Genomic DNA, 20,057 nt, shown 5'->3' with positions numbered 1-20,057 from the left:
AAAGAACCCACAACTGTGTCAAACACTCCCCGCTCTCTCAAAGGTTCTGTCTCTCTATGGGTGATTCTGATTTCATTACAATACCGGCATTTCGAGAGATTGAACAGCGATTCTTTAAAATGAGAATTGCTGGGCTTGACACCAGTTGAGCGTTCCAGTGGATCTTCTGTACATGGTAAACCCAGGCGATCGCGGATGGGGAATGTCCGTTTTCGTAATGGTTTGTATTGGCCTGCAATTGTCGCTATGCGACATAATCCCTTGCTTAAAGCCTTCAGCGAGCGATTACTCTCTCACGGTAAGGCCAAGATGCAAGTAATTGGAGCCGTGATGCGAAAGCTGTTGCATTTGGCTTTCGGGATTTTAAAATCCCAAAAGCCTTTTGACCCAAACTTTTTATCCACAACCCCTTGACAGGTCAATACAGTATCTACAGGCACTCCGATCGTGGGTTCGCGTCATAAGTGCAAGTCTTGTAGTTCTAAGCTAAGGAAAAAACGATCGTGAACGACAAACAGCATCATGAAAACCCCGACTCCACTCCAGAGCAATCTAGTTCCCATCCCCTCGCCACAAGTCTTGGTGCAGCAGGCGGTGGTGTTGCCGGTGCCGCAATTGGGGGTTCAGTCGGTGGGCGCGTGGGCGCAACGCTGGGAGCAGTGGCAGGGGCGATCGCCGGTAGCATCGCCGGAAATGCCCTCGCAGAACAGACCGCAGAAGTAGCTGAGCAGGTAAACGATGCCATAGGATGGGACTTGGGAGCCGATAACCAGGAGATTGAGTTGCCTCGGCACTACTCTTGGGATGAGTTACGCGCTTTATCCAAGCCCCATAGCTAAAAACTAGGGGCTTGCGCCCTCCGATTCCCGATCACGATTTCTGGTCTCGATCGTCATGGCTTAGCATATTCAGCAATTTTTTGGCAACTATAGCGCCCACGACTACTCCACCAACCACTTGAGCAACCTTGACAGCTTGCTTTACCCCATCACCAGAATTCATGTGTTCGTGGAATATCTCGTCTTTTAGCCAGTCTGTAGTGACTTTGAAGTTATGAATCGGAGTTGGCAATAGTTCTAGATAAGTGCCTTGGCGAATCAGATGACCGACTTCGCCTGTCACTTCAAAAACGTCGTAAATGTTAGCGGCACTATTTTCTAACCCTAGTTTGAGGAGGGTTCCGCGTAGGTTAACTTGAGCTGGTTTTGGCTCATGTCCTAATGCGATCGCTTTCAGATTATGCGCGATCGCAGCTCCTTGCTGATAGGCTACTTGAGCAGTGGGAGGTAAAGGTTTAGTATCATGGGATTCAGAGAAATTAGATATTAAATCTTGATGTAGTTCTAAATGCTCGTACTCACGACCCTCAACCGTTGAGGATTGCACATCAACCGCACAATCACCACCCGCAAAAACTTCTGGAAAATCGGGTAACTGCAAAGTGGGAGTAACATGAACGCGGCCATGTTTGTCGCGATGTTGGTCTGGAATCTGCAAATTTTTAATCAGTGGATGGGTAGCCGTTCCACTTGTCCAAATCGTGGTAGATGCTGATAAGATCTCAGACTTACCATCGCGCTTATATTCAACAGAGTCTCGACGAATAGCAGTCGCTTCTGCTCCTGCGATTAACTCCACTGGTACGGCGCGTTTTTCTAATTCCTGCTCGGCGGTTTCGCGTAGATGACTGTTAATATCACCCTTGAGAATTTCGTTGCCGTGATTGATTAGTACCACCCGGACTTCTTGAGGATTACCTCCCAATGCCTCATACCAGTGAGGAAGTAAATCCGCTAAAGTAGCTGCCATTTCCACACCACTTGGTCCACCACCGATCGCAGCTACAGTTAGCAGCCGGCGACGTTGTTCGGGGTCTTCGATTTGAACGGCTTGCTGTAAGCAGTCGCGCAGGTGGCGATCGAGGGCGATCGCATTTTCTTGGGTGCGAAAATCAAAAGCATAATCTTTGGCACCCTCAACGCCAAAATAGCCCGTAACGCTGCCTAAACCTAAAACTAAGTTGCTGTAGTTGTAGCAGTCCCCGGAAGTTAATTTGACTTCCCGTCCATGGAGGTCGATCGATTGCACCGTATCTTGCACAAAAATGACACCGCTATCCTTAAGCAGTTCATCAAAACGCGGTACTACCTGATTAGCATCCATCTCGCCACTGAAATACTCGTAAAGTAAAGGCTTAAAACAAAAGCGTTCAGAGCTATCAATTAGGATGACGCTTCGAGGATAATGTTCATGCGCTAGATGCAAAGCTGTAAACAGACCAGCAAAACCACCACCAAGGATGACAGTCTGATAAATTGGGTTGTTCATACAATCATTTTTCTCCAGTAATTGAGAGTACAGTTGACAGTTGACAGTTGACGGTGAATCGAAAATCGGAGCTGCAACGCAAGTTCTGCTATTTAATGAAAAAGAAAGCAATTAATGCCAAGCTGAGAAAGATAGCGAGCAGAATAGCGTGTTCAACTTTCGGGCTAATAATCTTGACAGCAATCACTAAACTAACCGCCAGGAGGACAACGCCAACGTGCACAATGGTTTCTCCGCGTTGGTCAATTAGCGGATCTTTTTGAACTGATTCAGTAGCAGCGAGAAAGTAAATTACGATGATTTCTGGTAATTGTTGAGTTAGCCAATTCATAAAAAACCTCCTTGAATTTGACCGGAAAAGCTAAGAATGTCTTGGGTTATAGCTGTAATAAAGATTTCACAATCTCCTTTTATTCCTAGTACCGTATCTGCAAACTCATCTCCTTAATATAGCGGTTTTCAATGAAATGAGGTACGCCCAATTCAATTCGTAGCGGGAAAAGGAACCATCAATGCCTAATGCCTAATGCCCACGAGTACCTACTTTACCTGAGAAAAGCTATATAGCAATATTTAAATACGATTTGGTGACAAATAACCATCCATCTTGAGATTGTAAATTGCTAAGTTCGCCAGAGATATATCAGCGAAAATAGGACAACCCAAATCACGTCAACGAAGTGCCAGAACAGAGTATTTGCACTAACGCCGAAGTGACCTTTATTGTAGTTGCCCCGAATGAAAGAACGAGCCAGCATCAGCAACTGCAAGATAATGCCCGCAAGCACGTGCAGCCCGTGGAAGCCAGTCAGCAGGTAAAATGTGCCACCCATCAGCCCTGTAGTCAGCCGGAAGTTAAGGTTACTCCACTCGATCGCCTGAGCAACTAAAAAGTAAATTCCCATCCCAGAAGTCAATGCCAAAAGCCAGCGAAATTGAATGATTTTATGGCGTTTGAGGGCATTTTCTGCGGCTTGAATAACGAAGCTACTTGAAAGCAGCACTACTGTATTAAAAATGATAAATTGAGACAATTCCGGCCCCTTGACACCGGGCTGCAACCAATTGGGATGGGTCAATCGGAGCGCAATATAGGTAAAGAAAAAACTGAGAAAGATTAGGCTCTCCGACAGTAGGAATACGGTAAAGCCGAACATCCCTTTACCATGATGATCGTGAGCGATGCCACCACCAATTGGCAAGAACCTTTGTAACCAATTAGGCAGGGACTGTACTAAGCGATCGAAACGGATCGGGCTTTCATCTATATGATGTGTAGGATTTGGCATAACTCAGATAATTTTTGATTTTGGATGAAAGGATTTTGGATTAAGGAAAAGCAGTCAATTACTCCCCATTTACCTCATCTATTCTTGAGTAGCGGCAGCCTCTGGTATCGCTTTAGAATTATAATGATAAGGGGGCTCACTGACAACAGGAATTTCCTCAAAGTTCTCCCTCGGTGGCGGTGAAGAAGTCTTCCACTCCAGCCCTGTAGCGTGCCAAGGATTATCGGATACTTTTTTACCCAATAGCAAAGAACCGACCATATTGGCAATAAAGGGCAGCGTAGACATCCCCAACAAAAACCCCCCCAAGCTAGCAATAATATTCCACCCTTGGAACTGGGGATCGTAAGAGGAAACTCGGCGCACCATACCCTGTAAACCGAGCGGATGCATGGGGAAAAAAGTAAGATTAGCGCCGATAAAAGTTAAGAAGAAATGCACTTTGCCCCAGCCTTCACCGTACATCCGCCCGGTTATTTTTGGGAACCAGAAGTAAATCGCCGCAAAGATTGCCATCGTGATTGTATTGTGGACGACGTAGTGAAAGTGGCCTACCACAAAGTAGGTGTTGTTGACATGAATATCAAACGGCACTGAACTAAGCATGATGCCAGTAATTCCACCGAAAACAAACATCACCACTCCTCCCAAGGCAAATAACATGGGGGTTAAAAGATGCAGCCTACCATTCCAAACTGTGGCAGTCCAAGCAAATACTTTGACACCAGTAGGAACAGCTACCAACATTGAAGAAACCATAAATAGTATCCGCATCCAGTTAGGTGTAGCACTGGCAAACATATGGTGTACCCAGACAAATATGCTGACTAAACCAATTCCAAAAGAAGCGATCGCAACCGATCTATAGCCAAACAAAGGATTGCGAGAAAAAGCGGGGAGAATTTCCGAAAAGATGCCAAAAGCAGGCAGCGCCATCACGTAAACTGCCGGATGGGAGTAGAACCAAAATAAGTGCTGATAGATAATTGGGTCGCCATTCTCCAGGGGTTTGAAGAAATTTGTCCCAAAAGTGAGGTCAAAAAATAACAGTACGATCGCGCCCGTCAGGGAAGGTAAACAAATTAGTTGCAGCAACTGGGCACTGAGAACTGTCCAAACGAAAATCGGCATCCGAAAAAACGTCATCCCCGGTGCCCGCATCCAAACAATTGTAGTAATAAAATTGACTCCTCCCATAATCGATGAAATGCCCAGCAGCATTACACTCAGTATCCAAATAGATTCGCCATTTATGGGATAACCAGTTGGGTTTTGGAGGCTGATTGGTGGGTAAGACCACCAGCCAGCTTGGGCGGGTCCACCTTGTACTAAAAAGCTCGATAGTAGCAGGATACCTGCGGGGGGAATTATCCAAAATGCGATCGCATTCAGAACTGGAAACGCCATGTCTTTTGCCCCGATCATCAACGGCACTAAGTAGTTGGCAAGACCAGCATTGAATGGGATAATCCACAGGAAAATCATCACCGTGCCGTGCAAGGTGAATAAGCCATTATATAAAGAGCGATCGACCAAATCTGATTCTGGAGTAAGCAGTTCGCCACGAATAATCATCGCCAACAGCCCGCCAATCAAAAAGAAAATAAAAGTCGTCACCATGTACTGAACACCAATCACTTTATGGTCGGTGCTAAAGCTGAAATACTCCCGCCAGTTGGTGTCAGGTTTGCTGTTGCGATCTTCGGAGTCGTCAGTAATTGGGATAGAATTATTTGTCATATCTTTTTTATTTAGGGGTAGCAGCTTGAGAAAGCCATTGACTATAAGTTTCACTTGAATCAACGTATACATTCGCCACCATCAAGGCAAAGTCGGTGCCGCTGAATTGGGAATCGCGCAGGTGATATTTACCAATTTGGGTGGGTGTTAATACAAGGTTAATGTTGCGGTTGGGGATCATATCTTGCTTTAACCGGAATTCCGGGACATAAAAGCCGTGAATTACGTCTTGGGAATGTAAATTTAAGCGGGTTCGTTCATTTACTTTTAGATGTAATTCGTTACTAATAACATTATTTGGATAGCGGAAAGACCAAACCCACTGTTTAGCAACAACCTCAATATTTTCAGCCACAGGTTGACTGGGGATTTTGACAGTTGCAGCGGTAGCAGATTCTTCCAATAGGTGCAGATGTACGATCGGTTGTAGCCCCTCAATATCTAGTTGTTGATAAATGCTGAAACTTTGAGCTGCAAGCCATAAAACTAGGAGGGTTGGGGCGGCAGTCCAGAGGATTTCTAGCCTGACATCGCTTCTGGCAGGATGACCGTGACTCCAGTCTCCCTTGGGGGCGCGACCGATGAGAATTGAGTATCCAATGGTGCCTGCGATCGCCAAAAAGATGAACGTTCCTACGGAGGTTAAAAAGCTAAATATCTGATCGACTCGTTTCGCTTCTGCCGTTGCCTGAATTGGCATCCAAGAGTAGGCTTGGTCTCCAATCCAGCGGGCTATTACCATAATTACCGCGATAAAAACCATCAATAACAGCGTGTCGAAAATTCTCCTCATTGCATCCCCTGGAAAATCAATTCTCCTAGTATCTTTGTTGCCATAATTTGAGTAGTTTGTAGAGTGGGTCAGACGCAGTTATTGACTGATATAATCAGGGCTTGATTGTGTGACGCACCCTACTAATTGGGCCAGTTGCGTAAGTCCTAATTCTAGTATCTTTGTTGGCATCATTTAAGTAACAAATTTGGATTTTCACCTTGTCGGAGTAAGCCCGCTGCCGTATTATGTATCCCGAACTCGTCTCCCATCTGCGCTCCTAATGTTCCGTGAACAAATAACAGTCCCAACATGGCAATACCCACCAACAAATAGCTCCATTGCACTTGGATCGTGGCATCTTTGCGCCAGCGGTAGCGTTGCAATCCCCTCCACACGGTCATGGCAACGATCGCTGCTAATAGTAAAATCCCACCGATACCATGCAACAGCATCGTTGTACCAGCCCCCAATCCCCAAGCACTATTCATATTTGTGGGTGGGTTTGCCAGCATTATCTCAAAAAAGCCCGCTGCGACGGTAAAAAATGTGATAACAGCACTTGCTAAAAGATTGTACCAACCAACATCAAAAAAGCTAGAACGAATAGCAGTCAAAGCCAAAAATTTGAGGATTGGTTTTTCAAACCGAAACAGCGTTCCTGCAATATCAAAAATTATGGCAATAATGAATAAACCCAAAGTGAAATGCACTAGCTGCGGATGAATAGGAACCTCGTAGGGTAATCCGTTCGCACCTAGTTTGAACCACAACCGATCGATAAGTTGCGAGTTCATTGTAATACTCCATTTTTTGTTGCTTCAACTACGGGTTCTACGTGCAGCCCGTATACCCAAACTAACTGACTCCCTAAATATTGCTGAAAGAATACTAAACAAATTAAAAATGTTGCCACACCTAGATAAGGAACAGGTATTTTCAGCGGATTACGGGCGCGAATCGCGAATCGCCATGCGGTAATCGCGACAATAATTGCCGAAAGCGACCAGCCAGTAATTGTGTGCAAATTCAGTGCCGGCTTGACGGCTTCGTAAGGTAGGGCCAAACCAGCTTCAAACTGACCAAAGATGACGGCGAGGAAAATACTGACTGAAGCAACAAACATATTCCAGAAACTTACCTCTAACAAACGATGATTGCGGGTAAAATAGCCTACCACGTCGCAGAAGAAGGAAAAAAATATCATCGCGATCGCGAAATGGACGACGATCGGATGAAGCGGATCTGGGTAGGGTAGATTCGCATTATTGAGAGGTAGAGGCATCGCTTTCTCCTGTTTTAGTAGACTTGTTCCCGGAGGCAAGCTGACAGGGATTTCTCTAAATATAGATTGAGACTAATTCTACAAAAACATATCTATCTAAAGATTGATCTAAGCCTGAGAAATAACCATAGCTTCTCAAACTATTCAGCTTTCAACCCTCTAAAATTTTAAGGCGATCGATTGTCATATTCTTGAAACATTAATGACACACTAATGATATAAAACTTACTTTATATCACAAAAAGTATTGTTTAAAAATTAAAAAAATATGTAGATTTTTCGATAAATAATCATGAAATTTTATTGTATTATCAGAAATAGACACTAATTACCCCATTAGATAGACGTAGTTACTTCTATAAATCCCTAAAGTTAGCAGAAACCAAGAAATAAATCTTTAAGTAGCTACATTAAGTAGGGTGGGCGCTCGCAGACAACCAGATTAGCTATTAGTTACAAATTTTGGGCGGCGAACGCCCACCTTACGTTTAATTATGTCCATCTACTTAACTGGTTGTTAATCGTATTTATTAGGTACAAATTTACTTGACTAGGAAACAAGACAAGGAAAAAACATGAGCTATTCCCCTAATCTTCTCAAAGGCCAAAAAGCACTCGTAACGGGTGCAAGTTCTGGTATTGGTGAAGCGATCGCCCGTGCTTTGGCTGCATCGGGTGCTTCTGTTGCAGTCAACTACCATTCTGAACAGGAAGCAGCCGAGAAGATTGTTAGCGAGATTAAATCGCTGGGTGGGGAAGCGATCGCCATTGGTGCAAACGTCGCCAAGGAAGAGGAAGTTTTGTCCATGTTTGACCAAATGTACCAGCATTTTGGCACGATCGACATTTTGGTAAACAACGCCGGATTGCAAAAAGACTCAGCCTTTGTTGATATGACCCTCGACCACTGGAATTTAGTTATTGGCGTGAACCTAACCGGACAGTTTCTCTGCGCCCGTGAAGCTGCAAAAGAGTTTCTCAAACGGGGCGTGAAGCCAGATATCTCCAGTGCGGCAGGCAAAATCATTTGTATGAGTTCGGTACACGAGGTAATTCCTTGGGCGGGTCACGTCAACTACGCTACCAGTAAGGGCGGCATCCACATGATGATGGAAAGTATTGCTCAGGAACTCGCACCCCACAGGATTCGGGTCAATAGCATTGCACCCGGTGCTATTAAAACCCCAATTAATAAGGCAGCTTGGGATACGCCGGAGGCTGAGGCAAAATTACTAAAACTCATTCCCGCAAAACGGGTCGGAGATGTAACAGATATCGCTAAAGCTGCTGTTTGGCTTGCCTCGGATGACTCAGATTATGTGAATGGTGAAACTCTATTTGTAGACGGCGGTATGACTCTGTATCCAGGGTTCGCGACAGGGGGCTAGATGAACGCAGAACAGCAAAGGTTAGAGGAGAATCGCGAACCGCATGAACCTTGGTATCGTTGGGGTTCCTACTTGAGCGATCGCCAATGGGGTACAGTGCGGGAAGACTATTCACCTGACGGTTCAGCTTGGGATTACTTTCCTCACGACCATGCGCGATCGCGCGCTTACCGTTGGGGTGAAGATGGACTAGGTGGATGGTGCGATCGCCACAGTCAACTCTGCTTTGGTCTAACACTGTGGAATCGTCGCGATCCAATTTTAAAAGAACGCCTGTTTGGACTCACTAACGAACAAGGTAATCACGGTGAGGATGTCAAAGAATATTACTTCTACCTAGACAACACGCCTACCCATTCCTATCTGCGCTGGTTGTACAAATATCCGCAACTGGAATTTCCCTACACTCAGCTTGTAGAGGAAAACGCTCATCGCCACAAGGATCGACCAGAATTTGAATTATTGGATACGGGCGTGTTTGACGATAATCGTTATTTCGATGTGGTTGCCGAATACGCTAAAGCCTCTACAGACGATATTTGCATTCGCATCAGCATCACGAATAGGGGGGCGGAAACTGCCAGCATCGACGTGCTACCTAGCCTTTGGTTTCGCAATACCTGGATCTGGACGGGTAATAAACCGCAGTCACAGCTATCAAAAGTTGCTGATGGTGTAATTAAGGCGAACAGTGAGAAATATGGGGATTATTGGTTGTTTTGCGATGGAAATCATCGGCTTTTATTTACAGAGAATGAAACTAACAGCCAACGCCTTTACGGAGTTGCTAATGCCTCACCTTATGTTAAAGACGCTTTCCACGAGTATGTAATTCACAACAACCAGGATGCAGTAAATCCGAATCAAGTTGGTACAAAAGCAGCAGCTTGGTATCAATTGGAAATTGAGGCGGGACAGACGAATGTAATTCAACTTCGCTTCACCAACCAATATACAGAAACGCCATTTAATGCAGCCTTTGCTGATACCTTCAGCCAGCGTCAAACAGAGGCAGACGAATTTTACGAAACGCTCACCCCCGGTCTAGACGAGGACTGCCGCAACGTTCAACGACAAGCGTTTGCCGGACTGCTGTGGAGCAAACAGTTTTACTACTATGATGTCCATACTTGGCTGCATGGAGATTCAGCAGAACCTATCCCACCCAGTCAACGCCTTATTGAGCGCAATGCTGAGTGGTGGACGCTTTACGCCGAAGACGTTATTTCCATGCCCGATAAGTGGGAGTATCCTTGGTTTGCTGCCTGGGATTTGGCTTTCCACTGCATTGCTTTAGCATTAATCGATGGAAACTTTGCCAAGCAGCAATTACTGCTATTAACTGGCGATCGCACCATGCACCCCAACGGTCAATTACCCGCTTACGAGTGGGGGTTTGGCGATGTCAATCCCCCCGTACAAGCATGGGCGGCGTGGCGGGTCTACAAAATTGAGGAGAAACGAGTTGGAAAGGGCGATCGCAAATTCTTGGAGCGGATGTTTCACCGCTTGATGCTCTACTTTACCTGGTGGGTAAACCGCAAAGACTTACAAGGGCAAAACTTGTTTCAAGGAGGATTTCTCGGACTGGATAACATTGGGCTATTTGACCGCAGCAAGCCATTACCAACGGGGGGATATTTAGAGCAGGCAGATGGCACGGCATGGATGGGGATGTTTTCATTAAATATGCTGGCGATCGCTCTGGAATTGTCCAGTGAGGACGAAACCTACAGCGATATGACGTTGAAGTTTTTTGAACACTTCCTTTACATTGCTAACGCCATTAATCATGTAGGGCCTGAAAAAATTGTGCTTTGGGACGACGAAGACGGCTTTTACTACGATGCCTTGCACTTACCCAACGGAGAGGACGTGCGAATCAAAGTACGGTCAATGGTGGGACTAATACCGCTATTTGCAGTTGATACTATCGAGCCAGATTTGTTAGAAATTGTACCAGGTTTAAAAGACAAAATTGAGTGGTTTCTCAACAACCGTCCCGAACTGGCACAAAACATTGCTTGTATGACCAGTGAGGGAGAAGGCGATCGCCGCCTGCTTGCCATTACTAGCCCCGAAGCGCTACGCCGTATCCTGCGACCATTGTTGGATGAGGATGAATTTCTCTCACCCTACGGTATCCGCTCGGTTTCCCGCTATCACAAAGAGCATCCCTTTATCTTCGACTGGGACGACACTCGCTATCAAGTAGACTATGAGCCTGCTGAATCTACTTCTAACCAATTTGGCGGTAACTCGAACTGGCGCGGCCCCATCTGGTTTCCAGTTAACTTTCTACTAATTGAATCCTTGCAAAAGTTCTATCACTACTTAGGCGATGACTTTAAAGTGGAGTGTCCCACAGGTTCAGGAGTAATGCTCAATCTCTGGGAGGTTGCGGCTTATTTGGAGAAACGGTCGATCGCTATTTTCTTGCAAAATCAAGATGGGCAGCGTCCGGTTTACGGTGGTATTGCAAAATTTCAGCAAGACCCCCATTGGCGCGATTTGATTCTCTTTTACGAATACTTTCATGGTGATAACGGGGCTGGATTGGGAGCAAGTCACCAAACCGGATGGACAGCACTAATTGCCAAGTTGATTCAGCAGGTAAACGATAAACCATGATTGCCGACTCCTAACTTCTTCCTCTATAACAACCAAAGTTTCTGTTAATTCTCGCCAGCCCAATCGTTAACGCAATTTATTTTTATGACCAAGAATTTTTTGATGGTACCCGCCACGTGATTTATCCGTGGAATCAATCCAAAATCTCAAATCTAAAATCCTCAAGCCCCCGAAGTTATCCGTGGGGTCAATCCAAAATCCAAAATCTCAAATCTAAAATCGAATGACTCATCCTTCATCCCACAAACAAACTGAATCGCGATCGAGCGATCGCGATCCAATACCCCCGACGATCGACTATTGGCACGTCTGGACTGACGAAGACGGCATCAGCCACCAGTCTCGTTGCCAAATTCAAGACTTCACTCTCAAGAGTATTTCACCACCTGCCTCTCCTCAGTGGCTCGAACAGATGCAGCAAGTTGGTGCTACCGTCGTCTTTACGGTGCAACCTGTTGGCTGGATTGGCACTTGGCATGAAAATCCGAAACCCCAGTGGATCGTTCCGCTATCGGGACGCTGGTTTGTCGAGACGATGGACGGGCAACGAGTGGAGATGGGTGTTGGTGAAATTTCGTTTGGAGAAGACCAGAATACGAAAGCCAACGCGCAGGGACAGAAGGGACACCTTTCTGGCACTGTCGGCGATGCGCCCGCAGTTCTGATGATTGTCCAACTTGAAGAAACGCCTACTATCGGGCAGGCTTGCCGCTTTCGATAATCTCAAAATTTTTATGTTGAATCCCATTCAGGTACAACGAATTCGTGCTATTGGGCTAACTGTGAGTGATGCCGATCGCTCTCAGGACTTCTATACGCAAGCACTAGGATTTGAACCCGTTTCAGACATCACGGTTGAAACAGAGGATTACAGCGACTTAGTAGGCATGGCTGAGGCAACAATTCGCATTGTCACCTTGCAGCTTGGAGATGAACTCATTGATCTGATGCAGTATCTCAATATTGAGGGAAAACCGATTCCCAAGGATTCGCAAAGTAATGATTTGTGGTTTCAACATTTGGCGATCGCAGTTAGTGATATGGATCGGGCTTATGCTCATTTGCGATCGTTTCCAATTGAACCGATTTCAGTTGAACCGCAGACGATACCGCCTGAGAATAAAGCATCTGCTGGTGTACGAGCATTCAAATTCAAAGACTGCGATCGCCACCCTTTAGAGTTAATTTGGTTTCCTGCTGATAAAGGACAAGAGAAGTGGCATCAGCAGGGCGATCGCTTGTTTTTAGGAATCGACCATAGTGCGATCGGGATTAGCAACACTGAGCAGAGTCTAAAATTTTACCGCGATCTCCTGGGAATGCAAGTTGATGGAGGTAGCCTTAACCAAGGTAAAACGCAAGCTAGACTCGATCATTTACCAGAAGAAGTGGAAGTCCGAATTACAGCACTGCGACCTAATCAAGGCGGTTTAGGAATTGAACTGCTAGACTATCTTGTGCCTATAAATAGTCGTCCCATGCCTAGTGACTGGAAAAGTTACGATATTGCCAATATGCAAATTGAGCTAGTTGTCAACGACATTGAGCAAGCTGTGAAGATGTTGCGGCAGAATCGGGTTGAGTTTGTTTCGTCGCGGGTTGTAGACTTTACAGATAGATCATTTCCTTATTCTCAAGGTTGCTTAATCAAAGACCCTGACGGACATGGTGTATTACTGATTGCGGAATAACCGTTAAACATAATTCCTAACTAGCAAAAGCCGTCAAATACTTTTGTTGTAGTTCAATCTCTGTCGCCCTAAATTCTATGTTTATTAAATATTCGCATAAAAATAAAAAATATCATTGCGAGCCGAGCGTTGCAATTTCAAAACGCAAGCTAATTGCTTCGCTTCATTACGTTTGGCTCACAATGACATGGCTACTTTTATTTATGTCCAATTATTTAAGTACATTATAATCTAAAATTTCATATCTGTCTAAAAATATGAGTAAGTTTAGCAAAGTATTTGGCTATTTAGTTGAACTCTCATCCAAAGATTTTTGCAAACGATCGATCGCACAATGCAGACATTTCATTTCATGGGCAATTCGGTCTAGTTGTGTGGAAACAGGAGTTTGTTCTCGAACAGCTTGCCTCGTTGACGTTACAGAACTTGGATTTGTAGCCAACTCTGATATCCTAGTGATATGTAACTGTTCAATATCGTTGTGAATTGCTTCGATATAAATATCTAGCCTCGGTAAAGCTAGAGGTGGGTGTCCCTGTTCCAGCGCATTTGCTAAGTTCTCTAAAATTTGGACAATCGCATCGGTAAATCGTTGGAAATCTGCAAATTGGTACTCTCCGCTAAATTTATGCTGATGTTCTGCTAGGGTTGTAACTGAGCTGAAAAAAGCACGAATGTAAAGTATTAGCATCGCGATCGGTTCTACTTCTCCTCGAACGTGACGGGGTTCGCTGAATAACCTTTGAGCCGCAGCAGCAGCATTTGCATTCTCTAATGCCGCTTGATGACGCAGGTTTCTGATAGTTTCAGTAGAGCACTTTTGTTCTGGGTTGATATAACTAGCTGCAACCTGTTGAAAGTACGCGAGATTAGAGCGAATAGTTGTTGTTAGTTGTGCTGGAAGTTGCGATCGCTCCCAACTGGGAAATAACAAATAGCTGCCGAGTAATGCTAAAATGCCTCCAATTAAGCTATCTACAATGCGTAATACTCCAATCTCCCAGCCGCCTTTACTCGTCATATTCAGTAGCAATATGACTACGGGAGTAAGGAGAGTGATAAAGATGCCGTAGCTTAGCGATCGCACCGACATAGCAGTGACTAAGAGTATCAGAAGACAGACTAATATTGCCACTGGATTATGGATAAGTATGACCAGGCAAATGCCAAATATGCCCCCTAATGTGGTTCCAATCACCCGTTGCACAGTTGTCTGAGAAGTACCGCCAAAGTTCGGCTTTAGGGCAACTACAGCAGTGAGTGTTACCCAATAGCCTGTGGGTACTTGCAATAGCAAGGCTACTAATTGGGCAGTTGTTACTATTAGCGCCAGCCGCAAAGCGTGACGAAAAATAACAGAATTAAACGTGAGATTATTCCGCAGCGTGTCAATAATTGAAGAACGCTGTGCCTGTATCGGGGGATAAATGTTTAGCTGGGCGATGCTGCGCCTTTCTCCTCGTTGTAAATCTGTGGCAATTTCCGCATCGGTATGAATTTGTTCTGCTAGGGCTTTCAGAATAGCTACAATCTTGCCAATACTTACTAAGTCAGCATAGTCATCTGCGTGAGCCAAACTAGCGTGATTCAGGACTTGAGAGTGTATGACTTGCCATTGGTATTCTAGTGCCTCGATCGCCCGATCCAAATCTCCCAAGCGAACAAGGTTCTTTTCTTTGGCGAGGGATTCTGACAAGATTTGCAAAGCCGTTGCCGATGCTTCTAGCACTTGCTGAATTTCTCTGTGCAACTGCTGGAATAAGGGACGAGTGGATGCGATCGCTAACAGTTCCACCAGTGCTACAACAGAATTGGTAATTTGGTTGACATCCTCAATTAAGACGAGTAACTGATTGCCCCGCAAGTCAGCAGTTTCTCTGCCCGTCCACACAGCACCCCAAACACTCCGGGCAGAGGTCAAATCTTGTATTACGCTGTCTTGACCTTGTAAGAATTGCTCTCCCCACTTCTGACGCTCCTCCAGAGTTAATGGTATCTCGCTTGCCATTCGCAAAAATTTGCTCAATGTGGCATAACAACTGCTGGCTGCCTCGATCGCAGGTGTATAAGGGCGTAGCACCCACAATCCTAGAGATAACACCATCGCCCAGACACCTCCAGCTAGGCACAGCGCGCATTGAAGAAAAACAGTAGATAAATCTGGGAACGAAGCGAATTTTGCTAGCGAGACGATAAACATAGTTGATGTAACCAGGCTAACCGTCGCGGCGATCGTACCAAACAGACCAGCTAAGCCAGCGATGAACATCACTAAGAACGTGGCTGGAATAGCTAGCCACAGGGTACTACTAACCAGATTCGCCATTAGCAAGGCGACAGTAACGCCAATGGTTGCTGCGAGCATGACAGTTGCTTTTTGGCGATAGGCTCCACCCGTATCGACCATCCCAACAAACATGGCTCCCATCACCGCGATCGCACTTGCAGCAGGATGACCTGTAATGAAGCCAACTGCAATGGGCCCGCTCACTGCCAAAAGGGTACGCAAGCCGTAGAGAATATCAGGTTTACCGGGCTTGAGCTGAAACTGTTGCAACAGCCAGTTGAGAGATTGTCGATCGCCAGATGGCATTACTAGGCTACCTCTTTAAATTAAATTAACTGGTTTCCGCTTAATCCTGATACAAGTTATGAGAAAAAAAAAGTTTTTTAACATATTCTTTAGCAATGATTAGTTTAAAAAGCTTGACATAAAATCCATCTGCAAGGTAAGCCTTGGTTCACCGTCCAAAAATCAGAGCGTCGAGCGAATACGCACCTGGGCCTAAAACCGCGATCGCAATCAGCATGACACAATACATAAACGCTTTTTCCCAGCTTGGCGGTTCGCCTTTCCCTAAAGGCCCCTGATACTGTTCTTCAGGAATTAAATAGGGATCGCGAGCCACAAAAGGCAACCCTTGTGCAATTTCTAAAACCATTGCAAAAACCATCGATCCGAGAATTGGTAGACTCGCTAATAGAGTAAGAAATCCCAGAATTAGGCAAACTCCACCGCCCAACATCGATGCTGCTGATAGAAAGCAAAGAAAGATCGGCATTTTTAGAGCATCCGCCCACTGTTGAAGATGCGTTATTTTAGGATAGCCGTGCAGGAGGAACAATATACCGACACTAACTCTTAATAATAAAAGCAACGCGCCTTGAAGTCCGGTAGGGTAGACATTATTAAGCGAACTGAATAGGCTTAGACCTAGCTCTGGCAGATTAGAGGAAATGTTAGTAGCTAATAGAAAACTGAGCGCAAAACCAATAACAAATTTGTAAATCATCTTTGCACCCCACGAGTATTAAGGTCGATCGCGTATAAAGATGTGCCTGCCGTAATAAACAGGCGATCGCGCTTCACTCCACCAAAGGTGAGGTTAGCACAAGTCTCCGACACTAGAATTTTCCCTAAGCGATTGCCATCGGGCGCATATACCTGCACGCTATCCTGAGAGCTAGTAAAGATATTGCCGTACTCGTCCACGCGCAACCCGTCGGGTTGACCCGGATCTATGACTGCAAATACGCTACCGTTGGTTGCGCGCCTACCGTTTACGACCTCGTACACGCGGATATGATGGGGCCCATCTGGAATGTTGAAAGCAGCGGTATCAGATACGTATAATAGGTTTTCGTCCGGACTGAAAGCAAGTCCGTTAGGGCGAACCATGTCCGTCACGATCGCATCGATCTCACCCGTTGCTGGGTCAAAGCGGTAAACAAAACATCCCGGTTGTTCCTGTTCGCCCCCATATCCTTGGTTTGACTCAGTAATGCCGTAGGGTGGGTCAGTGAACCAGATTGTGCCGTCACTTTTCACTACCAGGTCGTTCGGGCTGTTGAGGCGCTTACCTTGGTAACGGTCTACTAAAACCTTCCACTGACCGTCGCGATCGCGTCTGATGATAGCACGTAAACCCGACGAACACGCAACCAGACGGCCCTCCAAGTCGCGGTAATTACCGCTTTGATAGTCGGACGGGTCGCGCAGGACGCTCACTCCATCACTAGCACTCCAGCGCAACAGGCGGTTGCCGTGAGCATCGCTCCACACAAGGCTGTCGTCTTCGTGGAAGTAAACGGGGCCTTCGCTATGAACGGCATCGGTGGCAAGCTTTTGGAGCGAACTATCTGGGTGTACAACCGATCGGAGGCGATCGTCATAAATTTCGATGGTTTCAGGCATGGTATTTCTTGCCAGTTAACGCACATTGAGCTGCGATCGTTACAGCTTTAAGTTCAGGGTAATTGTCGTTTAATTAGTGTGAATTACACCTCAAACCACAGCTATAGATTAGCGAACTATTTTTAAATAAGTAGTATCGATCAAATCGGAATCTTTCGTTAGGTAGATATAAAGAATAAGCCATCAGATAGATGACTTTTTTGAGTTTAAAGTAATAATGTGGAGCAAACAATCTATCCTAAGAGATATTATCTCATTCCTAATCAATCGCTCACAGCAATTTCAACAACTGCTTGAGAAACCTTACGTCCTATTTCGCATCGGAATTGATGCACAGCCTGTGTTGCTAGATGAAGCTAAACTACTCCAAGAAGTTAATAAATAAAGCCAGAATAACTTCAGAAAAAATTCAATGAAAACGACAACAAATCACTATGATGTCATCATCATCGGGACAGGAGCAGGTGGAGGTACGCTGGCTCACCGCTTGGCACCCACAGGTAAAAAGATTTTAGTGCTGGAGCGAGGTGATTTTCTACCTCGTGAAAAAGACAACTGGAGCGCTAAGGAAGTTTACCAAAAAGAACGCTATCACACTGACGAACACTGGTACGACAAAGACGGTAAGGCGTTTCGTCCGCAGACGGGCTACTGGGTTGGTGGAAATACCAAACTTTATGGGGCAGCGTTGCTACGACTGCGAGAGCGAGATTTTGAGCAAGTAATCCACAAGGGCGGTATTTCCCCAGAGTGGGAACTGAAGTATGAGGATTTTGAGCCTTATTACATTCAGGCAGAAAAGCTATACGACGTGCATGGAGAGCGAGGTAAAGACCCTACAGAACCGCCTTGCAGCGAATCCTATCCATATCCTGCGGTGAGTCATGAGCCGGATATGCAGGCGCTTGCCGATTGCATCCACAAGCTCGGCTACTACCCGTTTCATCTGCCATTGGGACTTAAGCTGAACGAGAGCGATCGCACTAAAAGTCCCTGCATTCGCTGCGATACCTTTGACGGCTATCCCTGTCTGGTGGGTGCAAAAGCCGATGCCGATGTCAATGCGATTCGTCCCACCCGCGAGGCGTACTTTAACGTAACGCTGATAACAAATGCCAAAGTCCTCCAACTGCACACTAGCGCGTCTGGGCGAGAAGTGACTGCCGTTGAAACTGATGTTAATGGCGAGTTGTATCAGTTTTCTGCTGATATTGTCGTAGTGGCTTGCGGGGCGATCAATTCCACTGCCTTGCTGCTGCGATCGGCTAATGACAAGCATCCCAATGGACTGGCGAACAGTTCCGATCGGGTGGGGCGCAATTTTATGAAGCATCAGGCGATCGCACTATTATCAATCCATCTTGAACCCAACCGAGCCAACTTTCAAAAGACGATCGCTGTTAACGACTTTTACTGGGGCGAACCGGATTTTCCCTACCCTATGGGCATGGTGCAAAATAGCGGAAATGTGCTGCCAGATATGATTCCGGCGGAAGCGCCCCCACTTTTAGCACCCTACGTGAAATTGATTCCAGGCTTTGAACTCCACCTGATGGCTGAACGATCCGTGGGGTGGTGGTTGCAAACCGAGGATTTGCCCCACCCTAACAATCGCGTGCGTGTTGTCGGTGACAAGTTACACCTGGATTACACCCTGAATAATACTGAAGCTGCCGATCGCCTAGTTCATCGCTGGACATCGGTACTAAAGTCGATCGAGCGAAATGCCATGCACGTCATCCCGTTTAGCCTCTATCCCCGCAATAACATTCCTTTGCAAGCTGTGGGCCATCAATGTGGCACCTGCTGCTTTGGTAGCGACCCCAAAACCTCAGTATTAGACCTCAACTGCCGCACCCACGATGTTGATAACCTTTATGTTGTCGATGGTAGCTTTTTCCCGTCAAATTCTGGAGTCAACCCGACACTGACGATTATGGCGAATGCTTTGCGTGTTGGCGACGCCATTGCAGAACGTTTGATGGTAGTCCTGCATAGCAAGGAAAATCCAGGGTTTTAATTGATAGATAAACAGGCGTTATACTCATGAATAAAATACCAAATAGCCCCCATATGATTGGATTTTTTCTTGGAGAATGAAATAGTTTTTCTCGCCAATCTAGATATTCTTTGTCTCGCCGTATTATTAAATCTTTCTATATAGTTTGTCAGACCAGTCTCCTTTCCTACTGCCTTGTGTCTTTTTTGAGGAAAAACTGTGACCTAGGAAAGGACAAAAGTCTGTATAACTTACGGCACATTGACTCTGGAACAGGTCGCACAAGAATCCCATAATCCTTGAGCGCCTGCTCGATCTCTTTTGCCAATATACACTCCTACAATTTCTTTAGTCAACACATCAATTGCTAACCAAATCCACTGCTTGTTTCCCTTGTCTCCTACAAATGACTACATTTCATCACATTGAATAGTTAGCTTTCCATTTTTTTTGACTTCACTTCTACTTGTCTTTTGAGGGCTACCAACTTTTTGTTAACATAGTATTGTAGCCACCTTTTTAAAACCCCCGTCGCCCTCACAATTCCAGCCAGAGATATTTTTTCTAATAAAAGTTTATCTATCAACTTTCTTGTTTCTTCCGAAATCGATTGATGTCTGGGAGCCATCACAAATTATCTGGCACAATCTCGATACTTAAAACGTAATTGCTCAACCCCCTTGACAAGAAGACGAGATAGACATTAGATCGAGGAATGGAAAAACTCCCCGACTTAAAG

At 45.5% G+C, this 20,057-nt stretch carries 17 protein-coding genes and 1 pseudogene; 7 read left to right on the top strand and 11 right to left on the bottom strand.

The features are described from left to right. The first annotated feature begins 126 nt into the window (after window positions 1–126). Together QUA13_RS32880 and QUA13_RS27145 are read left to right on the top strand one after the other, a co-directional pair. Window positions 127–414, top strand: a complete 288-nt coding sequence (locus tag QUA13_RS32880; protein ID WP_445242750.1) for a transposase — start codon at window positions 127–129, stop codon at window positions 412–414. A gap of 89 nt (window positions 415–503) precedes the next feature. Next, window positions 504–839, top strand: coding sequence for a glycine zipper domain-containing protein (locus QUA13_RS27145; protein ID WP_333203553.1), 336 nt, complete (start codon window positions 504–506; stop codon window positions 837–839). Between the two features lie 31 nt (window positions 840–870). Here QUA13_RS27145 and QUA13_RS27140 read toward each other — a convergent pair whose 3' ends face one another. From QUA13_RS27140 to QUA13_RS27110, 7 genes are all read right to left on the bottom strand, one after another. Then, window positions 871–2,328 carry an NAD(P)/FAD-dependent oxidoreductase gene (locus QUA13_RS27140; protein ID WP_333203551.1) on the bottom strand — a complete coding sequence of 486 codons (1,458 nt, stop codon included), beginning with the start codon at window positions 2,326–2,328 and terminating at the stop codon, window positions 871–873. A gap of 88 nt (window positions 2,329–2,416) precedes the next feature. Continuing rightward, on the bottom strand, window positions 2,417–2,659 hold the full coding sequence (locus QUA13_RS27135) for a hypothetical protein (protein WP_333203549.1): 243 nt from the start codon (window positions 2,657–2,659) through the stop codon (window positions 2,417–2,419). Window positions 2,660–2,951: 292 nt separating this feature from the next. Further along, window positions 2,952–3,617 carry a heme-copper oxidase subunit III gene (locus QUA13_RS27130; protein WP_333203547.1) on the bottom strand — a complete coding sequence of 222 codons (666 nt, stop codon included), beginning with the start codon at window positions 3,615–3,617 and terminating at the stop codon, window positions 2,952–2,954. 78 nt (window positions 3,618–3,695) lie between these two features. Beyond that, entirely contained in the window at window positions 3,696–5,357 is a 1,662-nt protein-coding gene (ctaD, locus tag QUA13_RS27125) for a cytochrome c oxidase subunit I (RefSeq protein ID WP_333203545.1), read from the bottom strand. Window positions 5,358–5,364: 7 nt separating this feature from the next. Then, window positions 5,365–6,150 (bottom strand): cytochrome c oxidase subunit II, encoded by a 786-nt coding sequence (locus QUA13_RS27120; protein WP_333203543.1) that lies wholly within the window; start codon window positions 6,148–6,150, stop codon window positions 5,365–5,367. Window positions 6,151–6,320: 170 nt separating this feature from the next. Then, window positions 6,321–6,926, bottom strand: a complete 606-nt coding sequence (locus tag QUA13_RS27115) for a DUF2231 domain-containing protein (protein ID WP_172192449.1) — start codon at window positions 6,924–6,926, stop codon at window positions 6,321–6,323. Beyond that, window positions 6,923–7,414 (bottom strand): DUF2231 domain-containing protein, encoded by a 492-nt coding sequence (locus tag QUA13_RS27110; RefSeq protein ID WP_333203540.1) that lies wholly within the window; start codon window positions 7,412–7,414, stop codon window positions 6,923–6,925. Before QUA13_RS27110 ends, QUA13_RS27115 begins: the two co-directional genes overlap by 4 nt. A gap of 575 nt (window positions 7,415–7,989) precedes the next feature. On the opposite strand from QUA13_RS27110, the gene QUA13_RS27105 reads away from it, so the two are divergent. The 4 genes from QUA13_RS27105 (at window position 7,990) to QUA13_RS27090 (ending at window position 13,124) form a co-directional block, all read left to right on the top strand. Continuing rightward, window positions 7,990–8,802, top strand: a complete 813-nt coding sequence (locus tag QUA13_RS27105) for an SDR family oxidoreductase (RefSeq protein WP_333203538.1) — start codon at window positions 7,990–7,992, stop codon at window positions 8,800–8,802. Beyond that, on the top strand, window positions 8,803–11,433 hold the full coding sequence (locus tag QUA13_RS27100) for an MGH1-like glycoside hydrolase domain-containing protein (protein WP_333203536.1): 2,631 nt from the start codon (window positions 8,803–8,805) through the stop codon (window positions 11,431–11,433). 223 nt (window positions 11,434–11,656) lie between these two features. Then, window positions 11,657–12,154, top strand: a complete 498-nt coding sequence (locus QUA13_RS27095) for a cupin domain-containing protein (RefSeq protein WP_333203534.1) — start codon at window positions 11,657–11,659, stop codon at window positions 12,152–12,154. A 13-nt stretch (window positions 12,155–12,167) separates the two neighbouring features. Then, window positions 12,168–13,124, top strand: coding sequence for a VOC family protein (locus tag QUA13_RS27090; protein WP_333203532.1), 957 nt, complete (start codon window positions 12,168–12,170; stop codon window positions 13,122–13,124). 283 nt (window positions 13,125–13,407) lie between these two features. On the opposite strand, the gene QUA13_RS27085 is transcribed toward QUA13_RS27090, so the two are convergent. The 3 genes from QUA13_RS27085 to QUA13_RS27075 all read right to left on the bottom strand — a co-directional run bounded on the left by QUA13_RS27085 (window position 13,408) and on the right by QUA13_RS27075 (window position 17,319). Beyond that, window positions 13,408–15,717 carry an FUSC family protein gene (locus QUA13_RS27085; protein ID WP_333203530.1) on the bottom strand — a complete coding sequence of 770 codons (2,310 nt, stop codon included), beginning with the start codon at window positions 15,715–15,717 and terminating at the stop codon, window positions 13,408–13,410. A gap of 148 nt (window positions 15,718–15,865) precedes the next feature. Beyond that, on the bottom strand, window positions 15,866–16,417 hold the full coding sequence (locus QUA13_RS27080; protein WP_333203528.1) for a DoxX family protein: 552 nt from the start codon (window positions 16,415–16,417) through the stop codon (window positions 15,866–15,868). Continuing rightward, a complete protein-coding gene (locus QUA13_RS27075; RefSeq protein WP_333203527.1) occupies window positions 16,414–17,319 on the bottom strand; it encodes an SMP-30/gluconolactonase/LRE family protein in 906 nt (301 codons plus the stop codon). Before QUA13_RS27075 ends, QUA13_RS27080 begins: the two co-directional genes overlap by 4 nt. 412 nt (window positions 17,320–17,731) lie before the next feature. Here QUA13_RS27075 and QUA13_RS27070 point away from each other — a divergent pair, with 412 nt between their 5' ends. After that, a complete protein-coding gene (locus QUA13_RS27070) occupies window positions 17,732–19,339 on the top strand; it encodes a GMC family oxidoreductase (RefSeq protein WP_333203525.1) in 1,608 nt (535 codons plus the stop codon). Here the strand turns inward: QUA13_RS27070 and QUA13_RS27065 are convergent. Beyond that, window positions 19,336–19,952, bottom strand: a pseudogene (locus QUA13_RS27065) (IS1 family transposase); the annotation flags it as partial. The gene QUA13_RS27070 and the pseudogene QUA13_RS27065 overlap by 4 nt on opposite strands. Window positions 19,953–20,057 lie beyond the last annotated feature (105 nt).

It is taken from the genome of Microcoleus sp. S28C3 (assembly GCF_036700785.1).
GTDB lineage: Bacteria > Cyanobacteriota > Cyanobacteriia > Cyanobacteriales > Microcoleaceae > Microcoleus > Microcoleus asticus.
This window is presented reverse-complemented; position numbering and strand designations above follow the sequence as displayed.

What these genes read in the sequence shown, in the direction of transcription:
- QUA13_RS27130 (WP_333203547.1), bottom strand. Translation starts at nt 3,617, where the DNA reads ATGCCAAATCCTACACATCATATAGATGAAAGCCCGATCCGTTTCGAT.
- QUA13_RS27115 (WP_172192449.1), bottom strand. Translation starts at nt 6,926, where the DNA reads ATGAACTCGCAACTTATCGATCGGTTGTGGTTCAAACTAGGTGCGAAC.
- QUA13_RS27080 (WP_333203528.1), bottom strand. Translation starts at nt 16,417, where the DNA reads ATGATTTACAAATTTGTTATTGGTTTTGCGCTCAGTTTTCTATTAGCT.
- QUA13_RS27135 (WP_333203549.1), bottom strand. Translation starts at nt 2,659, where the DNA reads ATGAATTGGCTAACTCAACAATTACCAGAAATCATCGTAATTTACTTT.
- QUA13_RS27095 (WP_333203534.1), top strand. Translation starts at nt 11,657, where the DNA reads ATGACTCATCCTTCATCCCACAAACAAACTGAATCGCGATCGAGCGAT.
- QUA13_RS27085 (WP_333203530.1), bottom strand. Translation starts at nt 15,717, where the DNA reads ATGCCATCTGGCGATCGACAATCTCTCAACTGGCTGTTGCAACAGTTT.
- QUA13_RS27110 (WP_333203540.1), bottom strand. Translation starts at nt 7,414, where the DNA reads ATGCCTCTACCTCTCAATAATGCGAATCTACCCTACCCAGATCCGCTT.
- QUA13_RS27105 (WP_333203538.1), top strand. Translation starts at nt 7,990, where the DNA reads ATGAGCTATTCCCCTAATCTTCTCAAAGGCCAAAAAGCACTCGTAACG.
- QUA13_RS27100 (WP_333203536.1), top strand. Translation starts at nt 8,803, where the DNA reads ATGAACGCAGAACAGCAAAGGTTAGAGGAGAATCGCGAACCGCATGAA.
- QUA13_RS27075 (WP_333203527.1), bottom strand. Translation starts at nt 17,319, where the DNA reads ATGCCTGAAACCATCGAAATTTATGACGATCGCCTCCGATCGGTTGTA.
- ctaD (WP_333203545.1), bottom strand. Translation starts at nt 5,357, where the DNA reads ATGACAAATAATTCTATCCCAATTACTGACGACTCCGAAGATCGCAAC.
- QUA13_RS27120 (WP_333203543.1), bottom strand. Translation starts at nt 6,150, where the DNA reads ATGAGGAGAATTTTCGACACGCTGTTATTGATGGTTTTTATCGCGGTA.
- QUA13_RS27090 (WP_333203532.1), top strand. Translation starts at nt 12,168, where the DNA reads ATGTTGAATCCCATTCAGGTACAACGAATTCGTGCTATTGGGCTAACT.
- QUA13_RS27140 (WP_333203551.1), bottom strand. Translation starts at nt 2,328, where the DNA reads ATGAACAACCCAATTTATCAGACTGTCATCCTTGGTGGTGGTTTTGCT.
- QUA13_RS27070 (WP_333203525.1), top strand. Translation starts at nt 17,732, where the DNA reads ATGAAAACGACAACAAATCACTATGATGTCATCATCATCGGGACAGGA.